Origin of the sequence: Kordia sp., from assembly GCF_965283645.1 — a bacterium.
GTDB lineage: Bacteria > Bacteroidota > Bacteroidia > Flavobacteriales > Flavobacteriaceae > Kordia.
In genome coordinates this window covers 4195562-4215000 of the sequence record NZ_CBDIPG010000001.1, presented here as the reverse complement: position 1 = coordinate 4215000, position 19439 = coordinate 4195562, and the positions used below count along the sequence as shown (strand labels likewise).

General features: G+C 34.3%; 17 protein-coding genes, 2 tRNA genes and 2 rRNA genes (1 of these 21 cut by a window edge). 8 read left to right on the top strand and 13 right to left on the bottom strand.

All coding sequences use genetic code 11. The features are described 5' to 3' along the window. From ACQ654_RS18785 to ACQ654_RS18765, 5 genes are all read right to left on the bottom strand, one after another. Nucleotides 1-183: ribosomal RNA gene (locus ACQ654_RS18785) — 23S ribosomal RNA — on the bottom strand; it reaches 2640 nt to the left of the window's first position. A 109-nt stretch (nt 184-292) separates the two neighbouring features. Next, nucleotides 293-366, bottom strand: a tRNA-Ala gene (locus ACQ654_RS18780). Nucleotides 367-451: 85 nt separating this feature from the next. Beyond that, nucleotides 452-525: transfer RNA gene (locus ACQ654_RS18775), tRNA-Ile, on the bottom strand. 87 nt (nt 526-612) lie between these two features. Further along, nucleotides 613-2134, bottom strand: a 16S ribosomal RNA gene (locus ACQ654_RS18770). Together the 16S and 23S rRNA genes with 2 tRNA genes alongside form the textbook arrangement of a ribosomal RNA operon. A 985-nt stretch (nt 2135-3119) precedes the next feature. Beyond that, nucleotides 3120-5093, bottom strand: coding sequence for a putative porin (locus tag ACQ654_RS18765; RefSeq protein ID WP_430411882.1), 1974 nt, complete (start codon nt 5091-5093; stop codon nt 3120-3122). Between the two features lie 296 nt (nt 5094-5389). Between ACQ654_RS18765 and ACQ654_RS18760 the strand changes: the two genes are divergently transcribed. The 4 genes from ACQ654_RS18760 to ACQ654_RS18745 all read left to right on the top strand — a co-directional run bounded on the left by ACQ654_RS18760 (nt 5390) and on the right by ACQ654_RS18745 (nt 8392). Further along, a complete protein-coding gene (locus ACQ654_RS18760; protein WP_430411881.1) occupies nt 5390-5986 on the top strand; it encodes a ribonuclease HII in 597 nt (198 codons plus the stop codon). An 81-nt stretch (nt 5987-6067) separates the two neighbouring features. Next, the gene (locus ACQ654_RS18755) at nt 6068-6445 is read left to right on the top strand and encodes a hypothetical protein (RefSeq protein WP_430411880.1); all 378 of its coding nucleotides are present in this window, start codon (nt 6068-6070) and stop codon (nt 6443-6445) included. 65 nt (nt 6446-6510) lie between these two features. Next, the gene (locus tag ACQ654_RS18750) at nt 6511-8037 is read left to right on the top strand and encodes a dienelactone hydrolase family protein (RefSeq protein ID WP_430411879.1); all 1527 of its coding nucleotides are present in this window, start codon (nt 6511-6513) and stop codon (nt 8035-8037) included. A gap of 31 nt (nt 8038-8068) precedes the next feature. Next, nucleotides 8069-8392 carry a hypothetical protein gene (locus tag ACQ654_RS18745; RefSeq protein ID WP_430411878.1) on the top strand — a complete coding sequence of 108 codons (324 nt, stop codon included), beginning with the start codon at nt 8069-8071 and terminating at the stop codon, nt 8390-8392. 69 nt (nt 8393-8461) lie between these two features. On the opposite strand, the gene ACQ654_RS18740 is transcribed toward ACQ654_RS18745, so the two are convergent. Beyond that, complete coding sequence (locus ACQ654_RS18740) at nt 8462-8662, bottom strand: hypothetical protein (protein ID WP_430411877.1); 201 nt, start codon at nt 8660-8662, stop codon at nt 8462-8464. A 213-nt stretch (nt 8663-8875) separates the two neighbouring features. Here ACQ654_RS18740 and ACQ654_RS18735 point away from each other — a divergent pair, with 213 nt between their 5' ends. Continuing rightward, on the top strand, nt 8876-11323 hold the full coding sequence (locus ACQ654_RS18735; protein ID WP_430411876.1) for a hypothetical protein: 2448 nt from the start codon (nt 8876-8878) through the stop codon (nt 11321-11323). A 21-nt stretch (nt 11324-11344) separates the two neighbouring features. Here the strand turns inward: ACQ654_RS18735 and ACQ654_RS18730 are convergent, their stop codons facing one another. The 7 genes from ACQ654_RS18730 to ACQ654_RS18700 all read right to left on the bottom strand — a co-directional run bounded on the left by ACQ654_RS18730 (nt 11345) and on the right by ACQ654_RS18700 (nt 15079). Beyond that, nucleotides 11345-11815: a hypothetical protein gene (locus tag ACQ654_RS18730; protein ID WP_430411875.1), complete on the bottom strand. Its 471-nt coding sequence runs from the start codon at nt 11813-11815 to the stop codon at nt 11345-11347. A 12-nt stretch (nt 11816-11827) separates the two neighbouring features. Beyond that, on the bottom strand, nt 11828-12313 hold the full coding sequence (locus ACQ654_RS18725) for a hypothetical protein (RefSeq protein WP_430411874.1): 486 nt from the start codon (nt 12311-12313) through the stop codon (nt 11828-11830). A gap of 9 nt (nt 12314-12322) precedes the next feature. Next, on the bottom strand, nt 12323-12793 hold the full coding sequence (locus tag ACQ654_RS18720; protein WP_430411873.1) for a hypothetical protein: 471 nt from the start codon (nt 12791-12793) through the stop codon (nt 12323-12325). A gap of 3 nt (nt 12794-12796) precedes the next feature. Further along, entirely contained in the window at nt 12797-13264 is a 468-nt protein-coding gene (locus ACQ654_RS18715; protein ID WP_430411872.1) for a hypothetical protein, read from the bottom strand. After that, nucleotides 13261-13965 (bottom strand): lipoyl(octanoyl) transferase LipB, encoded by a 705-nt coding sequence (lipB, locus tag ACQ654_RS18710; protein ID WP_430411871.1) that lies wholly within the window; start codon nt 13963-13965, stop codon nt 13261-13263. Before lipB ends, ACQ654_RS18715 begins: the two co-directional genes overlap by 4 nt. A 175-nt stretch (nt 13966-14140) precedes the next feature. Next, complete coding sequence (locus ACQ654_RS18705) at nt 14141-14899, bottom strand: hypothetical protein (protein WP_430411870.1); 759 nt, start codon at nt 14897-14899, stop codon at nt 14141-14143. A 21-nt stretch (nt 14900-14920) separates the two neighbouring features. After that, on the bottom strand, nt 14921-15079 hold the full coding sequence (locus ACQ654_RS18700; protein WP_430411869.1) for a YqaE/Pmp3 family membrane protein: 159 nt from the start codon (nt 15077-15079) through the stop codon (nt 14921-14923). A 171-nt stretch (nt 15080-15250) separates the two neighbouring features. Between ACQ654_RS18700 and lysS the strand changes: the two genes are divergently transcribed. The 3 genes from lysS (at nt 15251) to ACQ654_RS18685 (ending at nt 19321) form a co-directional block, all read left to right on the top strand. Further along, on the top strand, nt 15251-16939 hold the full coding sequence (gene lysS / locus ACQ654_RS18695; protein ID WP_430411868.1) for a lysine--tRNA ligase: 1689 nt from the start codon (nt 15251-15253) through the stop codon (nt 16937-16939). A 292-nt stretch (nt 16940-17231) separates the two neighbouring features. Further along, on the top strand, nt 17232-18797 hold the full coding sequence (locus ACQ654_RS18690; RefSeq protein WP_430411867.1) for a T9SS type A sorting domain-containing protein: 1566 nt from the start codon (nt 17232-17234) through the stop codon (nt 18795-18797). Between the two features lie 350 nt (nt 18798-19147). After that, nucleotides 19148-19321 carry a hypothetical protein gene (locus tag ACQ654_RS18685; RefSeq protein WP_430411866.1) on the top strand — a complete coding sequence of 58 codons (174 nt, stop codon included), beginning with the start codon at nt 19148-19150 and terminating at the stop codon, nt 19319-19321. The last annotated feature ends 118 nt before the right edge of the window (nt 19322-19439 follow it).

Below are 19439 nucleotides of genomic sequence, written 5' to 3'. Positions count from 1 at the left end.
TTTCAGTTCTCCGGGTTTGCTCATCTTACGATGTGACATATCTTCAATATGCCGGGTTGCCCCATTCGGATATCTGCGGATCACAAAGTATGTGCCTCTCCCCGCAGCTTTTCGCAGCTTATCACGTCCTTCTTCGCCTCTGAGAGCCTAGGCATTCCCCATACGCCCTTACTTAGCTTATTGTACTTTTTGTCTCTTTATTATTTTTGTTCTCTCGAAGATTATTTTTTTAATCTCGTTTCTCTTTTATCTCAATATGTCAATGAACTTTTTCAACTGTAATAGTTGATCGTGGAGAATATCGGAGTCGAACCGATGACCTCCTGCGTGCAAGGCAGGCGCTCTAGCCAGCTGAGCTAATCCCCCATTATGAAATTCAGAATTATCAATTCAGAATTATGAATGTTGAATCTTCTAACTTCCAGAATTTCCTTAAAATAAAATACCTTAGTAGTCTCAGGCAGACTCGAACTGCCGACCTCTACATTATCAGTGTAGCGCTCTAACCAGCTGAGCTATGAGACTCTACTTGTATATATTTTGTTCAATTTCTTAATTAACAGCTAAGCAAAAACAACTCTTTAAATCTATAAAATCTCTTCGTCGCTCTAGAAAGGAGGTGTTCCAGCCGCACCTTCCGGTACGGCTACCTTGTTACGACTTAGCCCCAGTTACCAGTTTTACCCTAGGCGGCTCCTTACGGTGACCGACTTCAGGTACCCCCAGCTTCCATGGCTTGACGGGCGGTGTGTACAAGGCCCGGGAACGTATTCACCGGATCATGGCTGATATCCGATTACTAGCGATTCCAGCTTCACGGAGTCGAGTTGCAGACTCCGATCCGAACTGAGATAGGTTTTGTAGATTCGCTCCTACTTGCGTAGTGGCTGCTCTCTGTACCTACCATTGTAGCACGTGTGTAGCCCAGGACGTAAGGGCCGTGATGATTTGACGTCATCCCCACCTTCCTCACGGTTTGCACCGGCAGTCTTGTTAGAGTCCCCACCATAATGTGCTGGTAACTAACAACAGGGGTTGCGCTCGTTATAGGACTTAACCTGACACCTCACGGCACGAGCTGACGACAACCATGCAGCACCTTGTAAAGTGTCCGAAGAAAAATCTATCTCTAGACCTGTCACTCTACATTTAAGCCCTGGTAAGGTTCCTCGCGTATCATCGAATTAAACCACATGCTCCACCGCTTGTGCGGGCCCCCGTCAATTCCTTTGAGTTTCAATCTTGCGATCGTACTCCCCAGGTGGGTTACTTATCACTTTCGCTTAGCCACTCAGACCGAAGTCCAAACAGCTAGTAACCATCGTTTACGGCGTGGACTACCAGGGTATCTAATCCTGTTCGCTCCCCACGCTTTCGTCCCTCAGCGTCAGTATATAATTAGTGATCTGCCTTCGCAATCGGTATTCTATGTAATATCTATGCATTTCACCGCTACACTACATATTCTAACCACTTCATTATAACTCAAGTTATTCAGTATCAAAGGCAATTTTACAGTTGAGCTGCAAACTTTCACCTCTGACTTAAACAACCGCCTGCGGACCCTTTAAACCCAATGATTCCGGATAACGCTTGGATCCTCCGTATTACCGCGGCTGCTGGCACGGAGTTAGCCGATCCTTATTCGTAGAGTACCGTCAAACAAATACACGTATCTGCGTTTCTTCCTCTATAAAAGTAGTTTACAACCCATAGGGCAGTCTTCCTACACGCGGCATGGCTGGATCAGAGTTGCCTCCATTGTCCAATATTCCTCACTGCTGCCTCCCGTAGGAGTCTGGTCCGTGTCTCAGTACCAGTGTGGGGGATCCCCCTCTCAGGGCCCCTATCTATCGCTGCCTTGGTAAGCCGTTACCTTACCAACTAACTAATAGAACGCATGACCATCTAATACCGATAAATCTTTAACTATAATCTCATGCAAGATCACAGTACCATGGAATATTAATCCAAATTTCTCTGGGCTATCTCCCTGTATTAGGTAGGTTTCATACGCGTTACGCACCCGTGCGCCGGTCGTCATCTGTAGCAAGCTACAATGTTACCCCTCGACTTGCATGTGTTAAGCCTGCCGCTAGCGTTCATCCTGAGCCAGGATCAAACTCTTCATCGTTGTTTCTTTAATATATCTTCAACTTCAGAAAAATTATCGTATCTCAAAAGATGTCTTTGCTTATGTTTTTATCATTATATCGTTTCCAATATAATTGCTGCTAATCAATATGTCAATGAACTAATATTTTCTCTATTTTCTAAACTTCCTTCCGAAAGCGGGTGCAAATATAAAACCCTTTTTTCATTCCAACAAAACTTTTTGAAGATTTTTTTTAAAGCTCTTTTCAAACTTTTTGCCTCTATCAAAATATGTCTCAAAAATTAGAACTTACTAAACTAAAACGTTCCCGTTTTTAGCGGATGCAAACATACAACCTTTTTGTAAAACCCAAAACTTTTTTAACCTATTTTTTGAAAAAAATCAAAATCTTAAAAAATCAATATATTATCAGAACTTCTTAACTAAATCGTTCCCTCTTTAGCGGGTGCAAATATAAATACCTTTTAATTATACGCAACCATTTTTAAACCTTTTTTTAGTGTTTTTTTAAACTTAAATCATAACAATCTAAATACAAGATATTTGCAATATACTTTTTTTTGAAAATATTTTATATCATCTTCTATAGCGAGCCGCTCAGTGATCAAACTGCGTATATTTTACAACCTTTTAGGTATAACACAGGTAAAGTTTTAATTTTTAATGAGCCGCTTAGGTCATACTATATATATATGTAGGTAGTTTTGTAATGAACACACTTACCATGTTACTCGCTCGGGTTAACGATGGAGCCTTTGTTGGAGCTCCTCACTTCGACTCCGATTAGTAACCGAATTTCAACTAACTGCTTATACACTTTAAAATATCTGAATTGATGCTATGAAGTGAGAGCGACTGGCGAGAGCGTGACCAGCTTTTCTTTTCTCTGAAAAAAAAGAAATGATGGGAACCCACTATTCACTCCACTTCGAATCCGATCAGTGAACGCATGTGAGAAGCTCAGTGGACTTTCTAAATAGACTTGATTGTATTGTAGTTAAGTTTATGAGAAGAAGTTCCAAACGAGTCCAAAACGCACTATGAAGTCTCTGTACGGATAGTTTGGCGCAGAGAAAAAGTTGTATCCTGTGAAGGATGAGTTTAGATGTTCGGCTTTTAGATAGATACGTGTGCGTTTTACTTTTGCATTGATGAAGAAATCTATACGAGGAAAGTTTCCTATTTTTTGTTGATTTTGGCTATAGAATTCTCCTAGTAACGGACTGTAGCCATCCGCATTGTATTCCGTAAAGTAACTGAACGTAACTCCTGTTTGAATGAATAATGCCTTTTTGAACCATGTATCTGTAAAGTATAACGTGTTTCGCGTTACGAGTTCTGGCACATTGAATATGTCGCCCGTTTGCGTTACGTTTTGATACATTATAGTATTGTTTAGCGCAAATTTTCCATAACGAAATTCTTTTCCAACTTTTACTTTTAGGTATGTGATAGCATCTGGCGATTGTACTGGCGTTATTTGCTGGCTTGTATCTAACCCAGAAAAGTGCGCATAGTTATCCATTGATGTGAAGCTCACATCAGCGTTTAGCCATTTTTTTGACTTGAAACTGAAGTTGAGACTTTGCGTACGTTCTTTTTCAAAGTTAGTTCGCCAATTGTAGCTTATGTAATCACTTTGATTGATAATGAAGTTGAAGTTTGGTGCTTTTGAGTTGATTACAATGGAAGCTTCCACATTTGCATCTTCATTGAGCTTATATTTTGCTTGTCCTTTGAAGTAGTTTCCGCCAAGTTCACCTGATACGTTTGCTAGTATGTCAGCTCTTAGATCGATTCCAGCAATCGTATGTCGCCATTCTCCTCCAATCGCAATTACATCTCCTTCTATTTGATTTGGCAGTACATTATCATTCGATGTGAATAGTATGGAGTTAAAGAAGTAGTTGTATTTGGTATGATTTGCCTTAAATTTTACATCACCAAAGGTTTTAGTCCGATAGCTTACACTTCCTTGATTGAATAGTTTTCGAAGTTGCGCTCTATCACGCAATCCTGTTGCTACAAAACTGTCTCCAAATAAATCATTTGCAGCACCTTGATTGTAGATATAATATTTGGTTTCATAGTTAAATGTATGTCCAACTCTTAGGTTTGAATCACGCAACGAATCTTTTTGCTTGAATATTTTGTAATCGTGTTCAAAGTAGTAACGCTTTCCTACTAGTATGTTTTCTGCATTTGTAAACTGTACTGCAAGTCGAGATCTATCTGTGAATTCTTCCACACCAGTTTCAAAATCTACAACTCCAACATCCGTTAATCCACCATTTTCATTGTTTAGTACATCTTGCGAGTAGAAATGTCCACGAATTGCATACCTATCATTTTTAGTTCGGTAATTTGCTGTAAGCTTAAAATTTCCAGAGCTACTTAGTATGTTTTGATATTTCCCAAGCGAACGCATTCCTTTGTAAGCAATAGAAAAGTTGGCGCGTTTAGACGTATTCATTGTAATGAACGCATCTATCAATTGCCCTTGCTCCATAGCCGTTTTGAAAAATAATTCGGTTGTTGGCGTTGGCACATTAAAGTAACGTACATCTTCTACTTCATCATAATTAAAGTGTTTTGCGCGCATTCCTATACTTGGAAAAGCCGCTGGTCTGTCAAACGAATATCCTAAACGATTGTAGGTTTGTCCTAAGTTAGAAAATGGTAATAATTCAAATTCGTCTTTACGCAAGTAATTGTATTTGTATTCTTTTTCAATTGACAACGTTGTATCTAAAGACATGGTATCACGTTGGTGCGTGATTATTTTGTACATATTGATATCGTATTCCTTTCGTTTGGCAGTTTTATCTTTTTCAGACGAACGATCTGAATTAGTAACCTCTTGTTCTCCTTGTTGATTGATCTTTACTTTTTTCCCTTCTACAGGCTCAAGTTTAGATTGTGCATTTACAGAAGAAATGGAAATACATAGAAATATAACGAAAAGGATGCGCTTCACTTGTTTTGTTTTTTAACGTGTAAATGATTTATTAATGAATTTCTTTTACAGGTATTGTTGACAAAAGTATACTTTTTGAACGAAATAAAAAGCCTAGAATTGTTATTGAAATCATAAATTGTGAATTTTACGCGATAATAGAGATTTAAATGTGATTGAGCATACTACTATAGTTAACATCAATAACTTCTCTAAATTCTTAGGTTTACTAGAGAAACATTTATTTATAATAGTTTCTGTTTTCTATTTTGATTTGAATACAAGATAGAATAGTTTTGTTTGATACCAATGTACTTATGTTAGCACTACAATTACTTGATGGATTAGAAGCTGGAACCGATGAAGCTGGTCGCGGATGTCTTGCCGGACCTGTAACTGCCGCCGCTGTTATTTTACCCGAAAATTTTAAAAATGACATTCTAAACGATTCTAAACAACTTAGTGAGAAAAAACGTGAAATCCTTCGTCCTATTATAGAGTTAGAAGCTTCTGCGTTTGGTGTTGCGCATATTTTTCCTGTTGAAATTGATAAAATTAATATCTTAAATGCTTCTATTTTAGGAATGCACAAAGCAATTGACCAACTTTCTATAACGCCTGAACACATTGTGGTAGACGGAAATAAATTTAAGCCATATAAAACCATTCCACACCAAACTATTGTTAAAGGAGATGGAAAGTATATGAATATTGCCGCCGCTTCTGTATTGGCAAAAACCTACCGAGATGCGTATATGGAAAAGATTCATGAAGAGTTTCCTATGTATAATTGGAAACAAAATAAAGGATATCCAACAGTAGAACACAGAGAAGCTATTAAAAAGTATGGCACAACAAAATACCATCGGATGTCTTTCCGTTTGTTACCTGAGCAATATTCGTTGGATTTCTAATTAGTTTTTCAAGTTCTTTTATTTTTTCAACGCAACCTTTTTATAGATATGACATCTGCTAAGTAATTAAAACCGATTATTATGAAATCTAAATTGTTTCTTTTAGTGATCTGTGTTGGATTTTTTTTCGCGTGCACTAGTGATGATACCGAAGCTATTACACTGAATCCAATTGGTGGAACTTGGAAATTAATTGATGTAAGCTGTGAATGTGCGCCACCAAACTTTCAAGCGGATCATCTTTGGAATTTCAACCTTACACAAAACGCCGTAACAGTTACCAATGTTATAGATGAAAGTTTACAGATTTTAGATAGCGGAACGTATTCTTTTGTATTAAACACAAATACAATTACGATTGAATCTGTAGTGTATGATTATTATTTTGAAGGTGAAATTTTGTTTTTAGCAGATGAACCTGAAAGTGATGGTCCTTTGATGAAATTTGAAAGACAATAGTATTTTCACTTTATCACAACTGTAACATTTTGCAAAAACAGTACTCTCTATGATAAATACCAACCATGAGATTATTGTTATCAGTTTTTGTTTGTATCTTTTTTTCTAGTTCTGTATTTGGGCAAGTTGCTCCAAAAGACTTCAAACTACAACACGGAACGTACACCGTGGGTTTCCAACATTTCCTAAAAGTAGATTCAACACGAACGTATAAAAAAGTATTTCAATGGACTCATAAAAGCATTCCACGTCCAATTCCTGTTAGCATTTGGTATCCGGCAACGGAAAAATCTTCAACGAAAACAACAATTCTTACCTATTTAGAGATTTTTAAAGCAGAACGCGAATGGGAACAGTTGCCAAATGAACAACTCCTAAACTGGTTTCCATATCCTGTAAATAATGCACATAATAGAGCAATGTTGCATGATGAAACACAAGCATTTATCAACAGCAACGTTGCAAACGGAAAATTTCCTGTCATTATATATGCGCCAAGTTACGAAGCATCTTCTATTGAAAATTTTATACTGTGCGAATATTTGGCAAGTCATGGTTTTGTTGTGATTTCGAGTCCAAGCCGTGGTGCCGAAACAAAATATTTCACAGGCGGAACCGCAAAAGATTTGGAAGCACAAGCACGTGATATTGAATTTTTACTTCAAAAAACATTATCGCTTCCGTATGCTGATACTGAAAAAATTGCCACCATGGGATTTAGTTTTGGCGGATTGTCAAATGTGTTAACACAAATGCGCAACGATTGTATAAAAGCAATTGTAAGTTTGGACGGAAGCATTCGGTACAATTATAAAACATTGAAGACTTCTGCTTTTGCTGATATTTCAAAAGTTGATGTTCCGTTTATTCATATGGCACAAAAAGATATCCCTGAAGCTGTTTTGAAAGCGGATAAGATTGATCCGAAACTAAATCATGAATTTACTTTTTATGATAGCTTGGTTCATAGCAACGCTTACAAATTGAAGTTTCACGATTTAACGCATTCAAATTTTAGTTCGTTTGGCATTTTATTTCAACCAAGAGATAAACGACAAGATAAAAACGACGTGAAGATTCTAGCTTCTTACAAATTGGTTTCAAAATATACATTGCATTTTTTGAACGCTTATTTAAAAAACGATCAAGCTTCCTTACAGTTTCTAGAAAATACACCTTCACAAAACGAAATTCCTTCTAGTTTACTTTCTAAAACTTCTAAAAAAGCAACACCAAAACCGTTTATATTTCAAGATTTTAATGATCTTGCTGCAAAGCAACAGTATCAAAACTTGCAAAGTTTATATCAAAAATTACTTCAGAAACATCCGAAACTTGAGTTAGCTGAATGGAAATTGAATAATCTCGGATTGCAATTAAGCTATCAACCAAAAACTTCACAACAGGGAATTTTAGTATTTCAGTTTGCAACTTATCTATATCCAAAGTCAGCAAATTTGTATGATAGTTTAGCAGAAGCGTATGTATTTATGAACGATCATAAAAATGCAATTCGCAACTTTGAAAAGTCGTTAGCGCTCAACCCTAAGAATCAAAATGCAATTGATCGTTTGAAACAGTTGAGGAAATAAACCAACGTTACTATTTGTAAACAGATTTTTTATGTGGGAAGAACGACTTAAAGTTTTTGACGCAATTGTGGATAAATGCCCGCGATTTGAGCGTAAAGGAAAAAATATGATTTATACGTCTGCCAACGGACATATGTTTGGTTTGCTCAACAAAGCTGGCGAAATTGGTTTTCGTTACGGAAAAGAAGTTCAAGAAAAATATATAAAAGAATTCAATTCAGAGTATTACAAATCATATGGCGCTACGATGATAGGATATGTATTAATTCCTGATAAAATGCTAAACAATTTGGATGCGCTTGCCAATTATTTAAACGAAAGTTACGAATATGTAATGTCGTTAGATCCAAAATAAGAACTATCAAACATAAAAAAAGCGCTTTCTTTTTAACAAGAAAACGCCTTTCAGCAATACTGTCATCTCCTATCCACGACGGAAGCAACCTGCGCTACCGTGACAAATAACTGGAAGTGTAAATGGCGCACAACCTAACGTTGCCGGAACCGTTACACTACCTGAAGGCTGGCAAGCACCTCCACTAAGTCCTCCAACAATTGCCGTTGCTCCAAATTCTGAAACAGTGTGCTTACTTAATTTCAACTTTTTCAATTTTGCTTTTTTCATCATAAAAAATTTTAATGTTATACCTCTATGGGTAGAATTCGAAAATTCATTACCCAAAAAAATCATTTTTATATAAATTCGCTTTTCCATTGTTAATAACAACTGTAATTCTATCATGGGTACAATAAATTACAATCGCATAAGTTTTATACTTTTGTAGCATTCATTCAACAAAGGGCAACAACATCATTGATGTTATAAAATAGATATTACATGAAAAGAATTTTCATTCTTCTTCTTACCATACTTATAGTTGGTTGTACAACCGAAACTCCAAAAGAATATTCTTTAGTAAAATTTGCACCGCAAGACGCCGCTGTTATTTTACAGATTAATGATTTTGAAGGATTTAAAAGTGAACTTAAAAACAATCAGTTCTTGCAATCGTTTAAGAAACCGAAGTTTAAACAAGATTTTAATGCGTTTGTAGACTATTTGAAATACATTACACCAACTTCAAAATCGTTGTTGTGTTTTAATGAATTGGGAAAAGATAGTTTTGAATATACATTTGTAACCAAATCGCATCCAGAATTGCTTGTATTGGATTCACTTCAAAAAGCAATCACAAAAAAGATTCCGTACAACGACGCTACTATTGTTGAAACGAAAATTGGCGATCGTGTAAATTATACATTTTATGCAGATAGTATTTTTGTAAATTCTTCTTCGCAGTTATTGATTGAAAACTGCATCCGATCCTACAAAAAGGCTATTATTCCAGAATCGTTAAAGAAAGTGTACGCTACTATTGACGAAAGCAAATCGGCAACTTTACTGGCAACTCCAAAACATATTTCACCTTTAATTCAACATATATTTCCAAATGCAGACACAAAGTTTGTCAAAACATTTGGCGAACAAATGGCGCTTGATATTGATATTTTACAAGATGAAATCAGCTTTACAGGAATTATTACTGAAAACGATTCTTTAGGACATGCGTTGAGTTCGTTAAAAAATACGTCGCCACGTGAACATAAAATGGCAAAAGTAATTCCGCCATTCTTTTCACATTTTACAACAATTGCATTTGATTCGTACAAGAGTTTTAATCCTGAAAAAGAAAACTCGTTATTAGATGCGTTGGAAGAAGTTAGTACATTTTCATTTAATGGAAATTCATTTACTGGCTTGCGTTTTATTTCATCAAGTAATGAAGCCGCTACGCAATTGAAAAACAATCCTGTTCAGAGCAATGCTCGGTATAGTTTTATTAGAGAAAATGAAGATGCAACGCTTTTTCAAGATCATTTTTCACCTTTTATAAAGCAATTTGATAATCAATATTTTATCATTCTGGATGAATATATCGTTTTCACGAATATTGATGGTTTGAAAGATTTATTGATATTGTCAATTTTGTATAAAGATGAACAAACGCTGGCGTATCAAAATAATTATCAAGAAACGATCAAAAATTTGAGTGATGAATCGTCGTTGGTAACATTTATTAATACTGAAAAGTTTAAAAAGACGATTTCGGAAAGCGTTCAGAAATCATACAGAAAAGAAATAATTAGTATTAATGTAGAAGATTATCCGTTTGCCGCTTTGCAATTTACAAACGAGAAAGGAAGCAATTATGCGCACGTTCACGGATTGTTGAAACGAAACACCATAAAACCTACTGAAAATTCAGTATCGCAATTTTTAAATATTGTGTTGGATAATCCTGTAGCGACTGATCCACAATTTGTGAAAAATCATATTACAAAACGAAAAGAAATTGTGGTGCAAGATGAATCAAACATATTGTATTTGATTTCTACGCAAGGAAAAATTCTTTGGAAAAAACAGTTAGACGGAAAGATTTTAGGTACTATTTCGCAAGTAGATTTATATAAAAATGGACGTTTACAATTGGCAATGACAACGCCACAATCTTTTTATATTTTGGATAGAAAAGGAAATGACGTAAAACCATTTCCAACCAAAGCAACAAGTGAATACACACAAGCGGTTTCAATTTTTGATTATGATACATCGAAGAAATATCGTTTTGTATTTACGGAAGGTACTAAAGTTGCTATGCGCGATAAAGCAGGTAAAAAAGTAACTGGATTTAAGTTTTCAGGTTCGGAGAATAATTTTATCAATTCGCCACAACATTTTAGAGTGCTAACAAAAGATTATATCACGTTTCAAGAAAGCAATGGGAAACTTCACATTTTATCTCGAACTGGCGCACCAAGAATTACGGTCAAGAAAAATATTGAGTTTTCTGATAATAAAATGTACATTCATAACAACTTATTTACGACTTCTGATCGAAATGGAAATTTGATTCAAGTTGATAGCAAAGGACAAATTGATAAAACAAAGTTGCCTGTAGAAGAAAACCATGACGTCACCATGACCAGTAAAACTTTGGTAAGTTTCTTTGAGAATAAATTACGTATTAAAGACAAAACCGTAGAACTTGATTTTGGTTCGTACAGCAAGCCAGAAATCTTTTTAATTCGAAATAAAATTTATGTTTCCATTACTGATGTTGATGCGCAAAAAGTGTATTTGTATGATAGTAATGCAAAGTTAATTCCTGGGTTTCCTGCTTTTGGAAGTTCGGCAATCGATTTAGAAAATTTTGACAAAGATCCGAAGTTAGAGTTTATAACTAAAGGTGAAAAGAATACGATTTTGGTGTATAAGATGAATTAGATTTATTGTTAATTTTAACTACTAATTTCCAATAGTTTCAATATTAAATTTGGCTTCTTGTTCTTTCTGCTGTTGTTTTATTCTTTTACGCATTATTAACGCTTCCAGAATAGTGAAAACACCAAACATGAAAATAACTGCAAATGTTAGCAACATAAAGGTGTTTACATGCGTACTTTCATCCATCATTCCGAGTAACAAAACTCCAGCAAATAGAATATAATAAATACCGCATGCTACAGAGCTGAATCTTAAAATGAGAGAAATTTTATTTTCTTTTTTATACGGTTTTGATTTTCTGTAGTAGCGAAAACTTTTGATTTGATATCCTAAGGAAAGTAAATTTAACAATATGCCTAAAGCAACAAATGCTATTAAGAATACAAATGCTGGATGACCTCTTTCTTCCTCATATATTTCATACATACCAATGAATGTGCATAGGATAAATAGAATTAGGAAAAAGATTAGCAGAATTTTGTAAACACGCATGACTTTATAATTTTAGACAATTGAACTTCCAATATCATTAATTTCATCTTTCATTTCTCGTTTCATTCGTAGTTTTTTAATGCGCTTTTTTAGTAATGAAAGTTCTAAGAAACCTAACAATGCGCCAATTAAAAAAGCAGATACAAAAACGAGTTGTTTGGCTTCTAGACCAAATTGTATAAAACGAAAAAGACTGTACAATCCTGCGCCACCAATGTAAAGTAAAAAACTAGAAAAGCAAATGCCTCCTATCCATAAAATCTTTGGAATTTTTTTATCAAGATGTACGTTTTCTTTTCGTTTATAAAATTGAAAACTCACAATATGATAGACAATATTTATGGTTGATGTAATGAATGCCATGCTTAAATATACATATGCAACAATTGGAGTATCGGAAGCTGGACGCCCAAGCACTTCATAAAACAATAAGTATAATACCATACCAATTAATGATACAGAAGCAATGATAAGAAGTATTTTTAATAGTCGCATCATTTGAAAACTTTATAAAATAGGAGTACCAATGTCACTAATTTCATTTTTGTACAACTCGCCATTTTGTATTTTTTCATAAAATGTAACAACCTCTTTTACACTTACGAGTGCTATGCTCAGAAAAACAAGCCCTATGAATGTATCAAAAAAGGCATAATAAGATATGTCCATTTCCATTTTTTCTTTTATAAACCATGCTATTTCAGCCACCAACCATACAAAGAAAGCTGAAAAAATTAACGGAACAATCAACCACTTTTTTGAGAATTTTTCAATTCCGATCAAAGTAGCATTTTTACCATAATAACGAAAACTTTTTATATGATAGAAAACGTTTAGACAAGCAGTTATAAGTGCTAAACATGCAAAACCTACTTCGTACCATGCAACACTTTTTACAAATATTAAGCTTGTTGCAAACAACGAAAAGCAAATGCAAATTCCAGAAATAAACATCAGAAGTATTTTTACTACTAGCATAATTTATATGTTTGAGTTTCCAATATCGTCAATTTCTTCCTGAATTTCAAGGCGTTCTTTATATGAAACGATGAATTTATTTAAAAGATACGTATCAAGTAACGTCCATAAACCAAGAATTAAAAACAAAATAGACATCACAGCAACCGATGTATAATAAACAGAATTTTTAATTGCCATTACAATAGTACTGACTCCAAGTATCACCAAAACTAAACCGAAACAAATGTGTAATGCCCAGTATTTTTTAGACAATTCTTCCAAAGGCTCATTAAATTCATGAAAAGGATAGAGCTCTTTTGTTTTGATATGAAAATATACACTAAAAACTCCTGTGCAACCAAGAAAAAATATGGCCGTAGTAGATTCGCCATTTTCTAAACCCAAAAAATAAAATATTACGCCAGCAATTAAATTTAAAATTGTCAACAATCCTGTAAAAAATGTCAAAAGAAGTTTTTGAGCTCTCATCTTTTGATCAATGCTGCTTGAAATAGTGTTTGAAAATGATGTAATAGTTTTTCTTTAACTTCAGTTTCATCAACATGTGCTTTTCCCAATTCTACGTGTAATGAAGTCACTGCTTTTCCACGAATTCCACACGGAATGATGTTATCAAAATAACCCAAATCTGCATTTACATTTAATGCGTAACCGTGCATTGTTACCCAACGACTTGCCCGAACGCCCATTGCACAAATTTTACGCGCAAACGGAGTACCAACATCTAACCAAACACCCGTTTCACCTTTGCTTCTAGCGGCTTTTAAACCGTATTCAGCCAACGTAAGAATGATCATTTCTTCAAGTAAACGTAAATATTTGTGAATATCAGTAAAGAAGTTTTCTAAATCTAAAATTGGATAGCCAACAATTTGTCCAGGTCCGTGATAGGTAATATCGCCACCACGATTTATTTTATAAAACGTAGCGCCTTTTGCCGCCAATTGTGTTTCATCTAACAATAAATTAGACATATCACCACTTTTTCCCAACGTGTATACATGTGGATGTTCTACAAACAAAAAATGATTTGACGTTTCTAAACCTGCATCTTCTCGCCTATTTTTAATTTTTGTGTCTAAAATTTCTTTGAATAATTCTTCTTGAAAATCCCAAGTTTCCTTATAGTCTTTCGTTCCTAAATCCTGTACGTGTATTGTTTTGTTCAAAGCGTATCTATTTTCAATTACAAAAATACGACATTATAAAAAAAAGAGATTCCTTTTAACAAAACTATTTGAAAAGCATACAATCAATTGTATTCAGAATTTTAGTTCGTTAAAACAAAAAGCGAAAATACTAAAAATGTATTTTCGCTTTCTATATATTGTGTATGTCGTTTTGTTAGTTTTCTAGCTCAACTTCTACATTTAATAATTCTGGATTTGTAATATATTCCATAAAATTTACAGCTACCGTAAAACTCTTACCGTCTTCATTAATTTTTGCATTTTCTAATGAAACCGATTTAATTTTTCTTGGAAAATGATAATTTAAGGTATAATCAGAAGCAGCAAACATCATTTTTGCTTGCCCTAAACTATCTTTAAGACTTAGCAATTTAGCTTTGTCTATGATAACAGTTTTACGCTTAAACATATTTCCGTTGTATGAATACTTAACTTCCGAAACACCGTCCGAACCTAACGCTGCCATAGGATTTGAATTTGCTTGCGTATCCTGATTATTTCTTTTATCCATCTTTCCAGCTTTGTTCATTGCGGAAAACATATCTTGCAATTCGTTTACAGTTTTAAAATCTGCGAACATATCCATATTCATTTTCTTCTTTTCTGCATCCATTACCATGTGCATCTTAAAATCTTCCAATTGTCTTAACTTCTCTTGATCTGCTTTTGGTAACTTTGAAATACTGTCTTCTTGACCTTTTAAAAGTTCTTTAAATGAAATTGTAGAATCAATTGTTTTGCTATCATTACTTTTAGCCATTTCTTCGCCCATCATCTCCATTAACTCAGATCCATCCATGTTAAAAGAAACTTTTCCTGTTCCATCTTCATTGATGTAAATGTTTTCAGAAAATTGACAACTCGTACAAATTGCTAAAAGCGCAATTACGAACCCTAAATAAATTTTTTTCATGTGTTTTAATTAAATGTTTATTTATCGATTTGGATTATTTAAAATAACTAAAGCGGCAATTGTTCCAGGAACCCAACCGCAGATCCACAAAAGAAAGACAATTACTATTGATCCGCAACCTTTATCTAATACTGACAAAGGTGGAAATATAATTGCTAATAATACTCTCCATATACTCATATTGTTTTTTAATTTGATGATTGATGATGCTTATATGACTCAAAAATTGTTAAAATGTTACATGTAATCATAGTTCCAAACTAGAAACCTTCAAATATTTCCAAATCAATACATTGGTATACTAGTGAAATGTATTTATCTTTGCGAACTTAAAATTTACACAAAAATACTATGCAATTATCAGAACAAGAAATCGTTCGCAGAGAAAAACTTTCAAAGTTGCGCGAACTTGGCATTAACCCGTATCCAGCAAATTTGTATCCTGTAAATCATACTTCGAAACAGGTAAAGGAAACATTTGCTGAAGGTAAACAGGTTGTAATTGCAGGTAGATTGATGTCGCGTCGTATTCAAGGTTCGGCTTCGTTTGCAGAATTACAAGATGCTGACGGAAAGATTCAAGTATATTTTAACAGAGACGAAATTTGTCCAGGAGAAGACAAATCTCAATATAATAATGTATACAAGAAATTACTAGATATTGGCGATTTTATCGGAATTGAAGGCGAATTGTTTACAACGAAAGTTGGTGAACAAACCGTGATGGTAAAAGGTTTTACACTATTAAGCAAAGCTTTAAAACCATTGCCGCTTCCAAAAGAAAAAGATGGAGTCGTATATGATAAATTTGATGATCCTGAGCAACGTTACAGACAACGTTACGCCGATTTGGTGGTAAACCCAGAAGTAAAAGAAGTATTTGTAAAGCGTACCAAATTATTCAACGCCATGCGTAACTTCTTTAATGAATCTGGTTATTTTGAAGTAGAAACACCAATTTTACAACCAATTCCTGGTGGTGCGGCGGCACGTCCGTTTATAACACATCACAACTCATTAAATATTCCATTGTATATGCGAATTGCTAATGAATTGTATTTAAAAAGATTGATTGTTGGTGGATTTGACGGTGTTTACGAATTCTCTAAAAACTTCCGTAACGAAGGAATGGATCGTACACACAATCCTGAATTTACAGCAATGGAAATTTATGTAGCTTACAAAGACTACAATTGGATGATGGATTTCGCAGAGAAATTGTTAGAACATTGTGCAGTTGCCGTAAACGGAAAAACAACAGCAACGTTTGGCAAACATGAAATTGATTTTAAAGCGCCATACAAACGTGTCACCATGACGCAATCGATTATTGACTTTACAGGATTTGACATTACAGGAAAATCTGAAGAAGAATTACGCGAAGCGGCAAAAGGCATGGGAATTTCTGTTGATGAAACCATGGGGAAAGGAAAATTGATTGATGAAATTTTTGGCGAAAAATGTGAAGGAAACTATATTGAACCAACATTCATTACAGATTATCCGAAAGAAATGAGTCCGTTGTGTAAAGAACATCGCGAGAATCCTGAATTAACGGAGCGTTTTGAATTGATGGTTTGTGGAAAAGAAATTGCAAACGCATATTCTGAGTTAAACGATCCTATTGATCAGCGTGAACGATTTGAACACCAATTAAAATTGGCTCAAAAAGGTGACGATGAAGCAACCGAGTTTATAGATCATGATTTTTTACGTGCGTTAGAATATGGAATGCCTCCAACTTCTGGAATGGGAATTGGAATGGATCGTTTAATTATGTTTTTAACGAACAATCCATCAATTCAGGAAGTATTATTCTTTCCACAAATGAAACCAGAACGCAAACAAATTGCTTTAACAGATGAAGCAAAAGCTGTGTTTGAAATCTTAAAAAAAGCTGAAAAATTACCATTAGCTGATTTAAAAGCACAAGCTGGTTTATCGAACAAAAAGTGGGATAAATCAATTAAAGAATTGACAAAAAATAATGTCGCGAAAGTTGAAAAAAATGAGGATGGACTTTTTGTAGAAATCGTTTAGTTTCGACTTCGCTCAGCTAGCGATTTTGACAAGCTTGGCTATCAATTTCATAAAAGTATACTTCGGCTTCGTTTAGTGTGCTTACTATATAAAAAGAGGAACTACAATGTTGTAGTTCCTTTTTTTGAATCTATAATATATCTTTTAACAATACGTAAAAAAATTTAATTGTAGTGTACATTGGAACTAACATGCTTTTTTTAGGAAATATTTAACATTCTCAATATTTATTGAGTAAACAACTACTATTAATTTTTAGTAGTTTCGCAAGAATTAAATTAAACTGATTATGATGAAAAAATTACTATTACTATTTGCTTTTATTTTTTGTATCCAATATGCACAAGCCATTGTATACTACGTTAATCCAAACGCTACGGGAAATGGTAGTGGATTTTCTTGGGCAAATGCATTTCCGACTATTGAAGACGCATTTGCCGCATCAATTGTAGGTGACCAAGTTTGGGTTATACAAGGTGTATATAAACCACAGGGCAATACGAGAAGTTCTCGTTTTAACATTCCTAATGGTGTGGAAGTTTACGGAAGTTTTGCAGGAACTGAAACCGCTGTAAATCAGCGTGATTTGGTAAATGGACCTACTACAACATTAAATGGAGATATTGGAGCGCAAGGTGTTCAAACTGATAACTGTTGGACGGTAGTTCGATTTACAAACTCAAGTAATTTAACAGTTTTTGATGGTTTTAGAATTATCAACGGGTACAATAATTCTTCCACTTGGGGCGGTGCCATTTATAATAGTGGCGGACAGCCAACAATTAGAAATTGTGATATGATTGCTAACTATGGAGATGAAGGCGGCGCTTTTGGAAATAATACTAATGATGGCTTTGTAACAACCCTAATTTCGTGTCGAATTACAAGTAACAATGCTAACGAAGGTGGCGGAATTTATAACGAATCTGGTATTATTCGTCTAATTGACTGTGATATTTCTAATAACCAAGCTAATAGCGGTGGTGGAATGCATATTCAATTTGACAAAGCTATTGTAGACAGATGTATTTTTAGCGGAAATAGTGCTTCTAATGTTGGTGGTGCAATCACAATTGACAATACAGGTACTTCTTTAGATATGTACAATTCTCTTATTGTTGGAAATTTTGCGAATGAAGAAGCTGCTATTGCAACTACACAAACATTTTCAAATTCTGACTTATCAACAATCGTAAATTGCACCATTGCATCTAACAGAAACGTTGCCACAAGTCCTAATACTTCATGGACAGTTACCATCACTAATGGCTCTACATTTGCAAATAATGTTATTGTTAATAATATTGCTGGTAGAATTTTTCTGAACGGGAATGCATCAAACTGTGTTGTTGAAGGTGCATATTTAGCAAACAACGAAACAAATATTACGACGGTTGTACCTACATTTGTAAACTCACAAGTTCCAAATGCAGCTCCTTTCATTCATAACAGTTTTGATTACAGACTAGCTGCAAACAGTGCTTCTGGAATAGACACTGGAGATAACAGTTTGTTAAATCCTATATATTTATTGGATTTAGATGGAAATAACCGAATTCAAAATACTACGGTAGATGCTGGTGCGTACGAAGACGGAACCTTGTCTGTGGATGAATTTGCTACCGACAATACTAAAATATTCCCTAATCCTGCTAAAGATCATCTAAATATTAAAACAGAGCAAAACATTACGAAAATAGATTTATTTGATGTAAGTGGAAGAAAATTGAGTTCCGCTACGTATACCTTTGAAAATAATAGAATTGATTTAATAAATATAAGCGCTGGAATGTACTTAGTAAAGTTATACACTGCGTCTGATGCTTCTCAGACATTCAAATTTATTGTAACTAAATAATCTCAATATTAAAAAATACGCGCAAGGTTTCTGTGTATACTTTTTAATCCTTAAATCTGAACAATGATATCATTGTTCAGATTTTTTGTTTTGTATTATTTTCTTTTGAGAATTTTCTGTGTATGCGTTAGAATTGGTATCAATATATGATTTGATAAAGTGGCCTTCGATAATTATATAAATTGATTCTGTTTTTGAATATTCATGTTGATAAAGCATCCAAAAAGGAGAAATTGATTATTTCCATTCCTCTTTTTATCGTACACATTCCGTGAATTGCGACTATAACTCTTTTGTTTCACAATTGATGTTGGGTACTTTTATTCCATAATTAAAACAAACTCGAAATTATGAAAAAAAAGAATTTAAACAGTTTGACATTGAACAAGAAGTCAGTTTCAAACCTTAGCAAAACAGGAACAATCATTGGTGGTGTAGGAAGTAGAACATCTATTATTAAAAAATGTCCTATTGGTCCGTCGGATGACACATTAGATTTTGATTGTCCATCATTTTGGTGCTAAACCAATCTTATAAATTTAGCAAGCTCAAGAATATATTTTCTTGGGCTTTTTGTATTTAAAATATATCTACACTAACTAAAGTCCTATTTTTTATATCTTTATCACAAATTTAACTCAA

What these genes read in the sequence shown, in the direction of transcription:
- ACQ654_RS18760 (WP_430411881.1), top strand. Translation starts at nt 5,390, where the DNA reads ATGTTAGCACTACAATTACTTGATGGATTAGAAGCTGGAACCGATGAA.
- ACQ654_RS18755 (WP_430411880.1), top strand. Translation starts at nt 6,068, where the DNA reads ATGAAATCTAAATTGTTTCTTTTAGTGATCTGTGTTGGATTTTTTTTC.
- ACQ654_RS18750 (WP_430411879.1), top strand. Translation starts at nt 6,511, where the DNA reads ATGAGATTATTGTTATCAGTTTTTGTTTGTATCTTTTTTTCTAGTTCT.
- ACQ654_RS18745 (WP_430411878.1), top strand. Translation starts at nt 8,069, where the DNA reads ATGTGGGAAGAACGACTTAAAGTTTTTGACGCAATTGTGGATAAATGC.
- ACQ654_RS18740 (WP_430411877.1), bottom strand. Translation starts at nt 8,662, where the DNA reads ATGAAAAAAGCAAAATTGAAAAAGTTGAAATTAAGTAAGCACACTGTT.
- ACQ654_RS18735 (WP_430411876.1), top strand. Translation starts at nt 8,876, where the DNA reads ATGAAAAGAATTTTCATTCTTCTTCTTACCATACTTATAGTTGGTTGT.
- ACQ654_RS18730 (WP_430411875.1), bottom strand. Translation starts at nt 11,815, where the DNA reads ATGCGTGTTTACAAAATTCTGCTAATCTTTTTCCTAATTCTATTTATC.
- ACQ654_RS18725 (WP_430411874.1), bottom strand. Translation starts at nt 12,313, where the DNA reads ATGATGCGACTATTAAAAATACTTCTTATCATTGCTTCTGTATCATTA.
- ACQ654_RS18720 (WP_430411873.1), bottom strand. Translation starts at nt 12,793, where the DNA reads ATGCTAGTAGTAAAAATACTTCTGATGTTTATTTCTGGAATTTGCATT.
- ACQ654_RS18715 (WP_430411872.1), bottom strand. Translation starts at nt 13,264, where the DNA reads ATGAGAGCTCAAAAACTTCTTTTGACATTTTTTACAGGATTGTTGACA.
- ACQ654_RS18705 (WP_430411870.1), bottom strand. Translation starts at nt 14,899, where the DNA reads ATGAAAAAAATTTATTTAGGGTTCGTAATTGCGCTTTTAGCAATTTGT.
- ACQ654_RS18700 (WP_430411869.1), bottom strand. Translation starts at nt 15,079, where the DNA reads ATGAGTATATGGAGAGTATTATTAGCAATTATATTTCCACCTTTGTCA.
- lysS (WP_430411868.1), top strand. Translation starts at nt 15,251, where the DNA reads ATGCAATTATCAGAACAAGAAATCGTTCGCAGAGAAAAACTTTCAAAG.
- ACQ654_RS18690 (WP_430411867.1), top strand. Translation starts at nt 17,232, where the DNA reads ATGAAAAAATTACTATTACTATTTGCTTTTATTTTTTGTATCCAATAT.
- ACQ654_RS18685 (WP_430411866.1), top strand. Translation starts at nt 19,148, where the DNA reads ATGAAAAAAAAGAATTTAAACAGTTTGACATTGAACAAGAAGTCAGTT.